Source organism: Brevirhabdus sp., from assembly GCF_052826345.1.
The window spans coordinates 1-3,733 of the sequence record NZ_JBRBUA010000023.1; the positions used below are offsets into that span (position 1 = coordinate 1).

The following is a 3,733-nucleotide window of genomic DNA, read 5'->3' on the forward strand; positions in this document are numbered from 1 at the left end:
GCCCATACGCCGGTGCGGGGGGCCAGTTCGCGAAACGCGATATCGCCCGCCGCCAGCGCGATCGGGTAGGGCGGCACCGGCTTGTCCATCTTGAAGCTGAACGCGCGGCGGTCGCCGTCGACTTCCACCGGCTCACCGCCACTCAGGCCCGACATCACGACGGTCAGCGGTTTCGGTGCGGTGATGCGCGCTTCCCATGTCTGGCGGATGCCCGGGCTGTCCTGCGTCGGCATCCATGTGCGGTTGAGGATCGCCTGGCCCTGGCTGAACAGGAACGGATGCTCCCCGCCCGCCGTCTGCTCGGGGTCCAGCCATTGCAGTGCCGCCGCATCGGGCGCAGCGCGATAGGTGACCTTGATCTGCCGGGCATCGCCCATCTGGACGGTGATCGGCTCGCCCAGCTTCTCGTCATGCTCGCCGACCGTGTAGTCCAGCGCATTGCCGTCCGCATCGGTGATTGCCGATATGCGCAGCCCGTCGCTGTCGAGAACGACCGTGTCGGCATCGTCCTCGGCCATGACGTCCAGAGTGGCGGTCCCGAACACGTCCTTCGCTTCGAAATCGAGCGCGAGGTCCAGCGCCACATGCGTCACCCGCGCCACCCCGGGCTGCGCATAGGTCGAGGTGTCCTTCGCTTCCTCGCTCGTCAGGATCGGCGAGACGAGCGGCTCCTGCGCCGCTTCGGAAGTCGAACAGGCGGACAGGGCAATCGACGCAAGGCCAAGGGTCGTAAAGGCGGTCAGCGCAAAGCGCATGGCAAACTCCGGTTTGGGGAAAGCTGCTGGGTAGTATCTGGTTACAACTGCAACCATAGCCGTGAACGAGCGTGCTTGTCACTACCGTGTCCCGGCCCTTTCGAACCGGGCGAGGATGAGCGGTAAGCGTCTGACATACGACATTACAATTGCGCCACAGTCCGGCAAGCGGATCTGACTATCGAGGCGGTCCCAAAACAAAAACAATGTTTGCAGGACAGGACATAATGAAAAAGACAGTGACGCTGCTCGTCGCGGCGGCCGCATTGGCCGGCTGCGCGTCGACATCGCCCATGAATGCGGCACCCGGCAATCCCGCCGCAAGTTCCGACAGCCCCGTTGCCGACCGCTGCATGTGGATGAAGCCGCGCTGCCGCGTGCGATAGACCTCGGGAAAAACAACACCAACCCTTTGCCGAGCCTTGCAGGTTCGATAGATCGGCCTTCCGCCCCATCGCGAAACGGGCGGAGGCCTTTCGCAGTCTACGGAGAAGACCGGTTTCACATTCGCAGTCACCCACCGTCCGCCGCTGCCTCTCGCTCGCTGTGCTGGCAGCCATCGCCGTTTCCGGCGGTCCTGCCTTGGCGCAAGGCATGCCGGTGATCGAAATGGACGTCATGACCGACCTGCGCGAACGCGGCTTGAGCTGGAGTGATGGCGAGGCCGCTGCCCGCATCTTCGTCGAAGTCCCGGTGTCGAGCGCGCTGAGCGTTTCGGCGCAGGGCGCGACCTTGCGCGGATCCGACCGGCATGGCGGTGCCGACGCGGGCTTCGACCTTGCGGCGACCTATTCCGATTACGCGGGCCTGATCGACTGGCGCGCCGGCGCGGTCTGGCACCTGTTCGCGGGCGGCACCGGCGAACTTGACTATGCTGAGGTCGAGGCAGGCGTCGGCGCTTCGCTGGGGCCGGCACAAATCGATTTGCTGGCAAGCTATGCCCCGTCGCAGGATGCCATCGGCGGCAGCAATTTCTATACCCGTGCAGGCGCCTATCTCGGCATTCCGGCAACGCCGTGGGTCGTGCGCGGCCATGTCGGCCATTCCACCGGATCGTCAGACGGATCGGGGCGCAACACCCGGCTTCGGCCCGCAGCCTCTTATACCGACTGGGCGATTGGCACCGAATATTACCTCGCGCCCTTTTCGCTGAGCCTGACCTATAGCGACACCGACGTCAGCCGCGGCGAGTTGCGCCAGCCGGTGCTGGATGACCATTACGGGCAGAAACTGGTCGCAGGGGCGATGATACGTTTCTGACGGGTGCGCAAAAACTGCGCCTAAAGGCTGCGCAGCCAGAACACCGCGCCCATCGCCAGATAGGCGGTCAGCCAGAAGCCAGCGTCGATCAGCGCGATGCTGCGCGGATGGCGCTGGTGCAGATAATTGGTCCACAAGGCGGGGATCACGAAGAACAGCGCGATCCCGCCGCTCATCATGAAATAGAGCCACCACTTCGAAGGATCGGACAGCCGCGCAAACATATGCGCCAACATGAAAGCGGAAAGCTGCACGAGGACATAGGTGCCGCCGATGGTGATGAAGGGCCGCCGCCGCACCTCCAGACCGCCCGGTCCGGCGCGAACCGCCAACGGCCTTGCGAACAGCCGGTACCAGCCCGCCGCCACGGCCATCGCCGCCAGCGCGGCCAGAATGCCGCCGAACCAATCCACCGGTCCCATTCGATCTCCCGCCCCGTTCGCAGGGTTTGCGCCAGCAATCAGGATTTGCTGACAGCAGGGTAAGCCAAACCGGCAACAAATGAAAAGGCTGCAATATTGTTTATTCCCAAAGAGAATGGGTGCGAACCCGATGTTGTAATGGGGGTCACTCGTTCTGGCGCAGCGGAGCGATGCGGTGTAGGGGCGCGCGCATGGTAACCGAAACCGAATCCGCACCCAGCCGCATCGCGCCTTCGCCCAAGGTGGGCATGGTGAGCCTTGGCTGCCCCAAAGCGCTGGTCGATTCCGAACGCATCCTCACCCGGCTGCGCGCCGACGGCTATGCGATGAGCCCGGATTACGCGGGCGCGGACGTGGTGCTGGTCAACACCTGCGGCTTTCTGGATTCCGCCAAGGAGGAATCGCTGGAAGCGATTGGCGAGGCGATGGCGGAAAATGGCCGCGTCATCGTGACCGGCTGCATGGGCGAGGAGGCGGACACGATCCGCGCCCGCTTTCCGCAGGTGCTCGCCGTTACCGGCGCGCATCAGTACGAACAGGTCGTGGAAGCGGTGCACGAGGCCGCACCATGGACCCGCGGGCCGTTCGTCGACCTGATCCCCCAGCCCGACATCAAGCTGACGCCGCGGCACTACAGCTATCTGAAGATCTCGGAAGGCTGCAACCACAGCTGCGCGTTCTGCATCATCCCGCAATTGCGCGGGAAGCTGGCCAGTCGCCGCATCGACGCCGTCCTGCGCGAGGCGGAGAAGCTGGTGGCCGCCGGGACGAAGGAACTGCTGGTCATTTCACAGGACACGTCTGCTTACGGTGTGGACGTCCGGCACGAGGAGCGCTTGTGGAAGGACCGCCCGGTCCGCACCCACATGACCGATCTCGCCCGCGAACTGGGCGGTCTGCGCACCGCGGACGGCGTGCCGCCCTGGGTGCGGCTGCATTATGTCTATCCCTATCCGCATGTCGACGCGGTCATCCCGCTGATGGCCGAGGGGCTGGTCACCCCCTATCTCGACATCCCGTTCCAGCACGCCAGCCCCTCCGTTCTGCGCGCCATGAAGCGCCCCGCGAACGAGGCCAAGGTGCTCGACCGGCTGAAGGCATGGCGTGAGATCTGCCCCGACCTCACGGTCCGATCCAGCTTCGTGGTGGGCTTTCCGGGCGAGACCGAGGACGATTTCAAATATCTCCTCGACTGGCTGGAAGAGGCACAGCTGGACCGCGTCGGCGGCTTTCGCTTCGAACCCGTGGAGGGCGCGCAGGCCAATGATCTGCCGAACCCGGTGCCCGAGGCGGTGA

5 protein-coding genes are annotated in these 3,733 nt (G+C 64.7%); 3 read left to right on the forward strand and 2 right to left on the reverse strand.

Features of this window, described 5'->3' with window-relative positions; translation table 11 throughout:
- On the reverse strand, window positions 1–755 hold a 755-nt coding region (locus ACU0BR_RS03975; protein ID WP_446155551.1), incomplete at its 3' end, for a hypothetical protein.
- A gap of 227 nt (window positions 756–982) precedes the next feature.
- Here ACU0BR_RS03975 and ACU0BR_RS03980 point away from each other — a divergent pair.
- The gene (locus ACU0BR_RS03980) at window positions 983–1,141 is read left to right on the forward strand and encodes a lipoprotein (protein ID WP_446155552.1); all 159 of its coding nucleotides are present in this window, start codon (window positions 983–985) and stop codon (window positions 1,139–1,141) included.
- A gap of 208 nt (window positions 1,142–1,349) precedes the next feature.
- On the forward strand, window positions 1,350–2,015 hold the full coding sequence (locus ACU0BR_RS03985) for a TorF family putative porin (RefSeq protein ID WP_446155553.1): 666 nt from the start codon (window positions 1,350–1,352) through the stop codon (window positions 2,013–2,015).
- 20 nt (window positions 2,016–2,035) lie between these two features.
- Here ACU0BR_RS03985 and ACU0BR_RS03990 read toward each other — a convergent pair whose 3' ends face one another.
- Window positions 2,036–2,437: a DUF1761 domain-containing protein gene (locus ACU0BR_RS03990; RefSeq protein ID WP_446155554.1), complete on the reverse strand. Its 402-nt coding sequence runs from the start codon at window positions 2,435–2,437 to the stop codon at window positions 2,036–2,038.
- Between the two features lie 191 nt (window positions 2,438–2,628).
- Between ACU0BR_RS03990 and rimO the strand changes: the two genes are divergently transcribed.
- Window positions 2,629–3,733 (forward strand): 30S ribosomal protein S12 methylthiotransferase RimO (gene rimO / locus ACU0BR_RS03995; protein WP_446155555.1); only part of this gene is annotated, 1,105 nt, incomplete at its 3' end.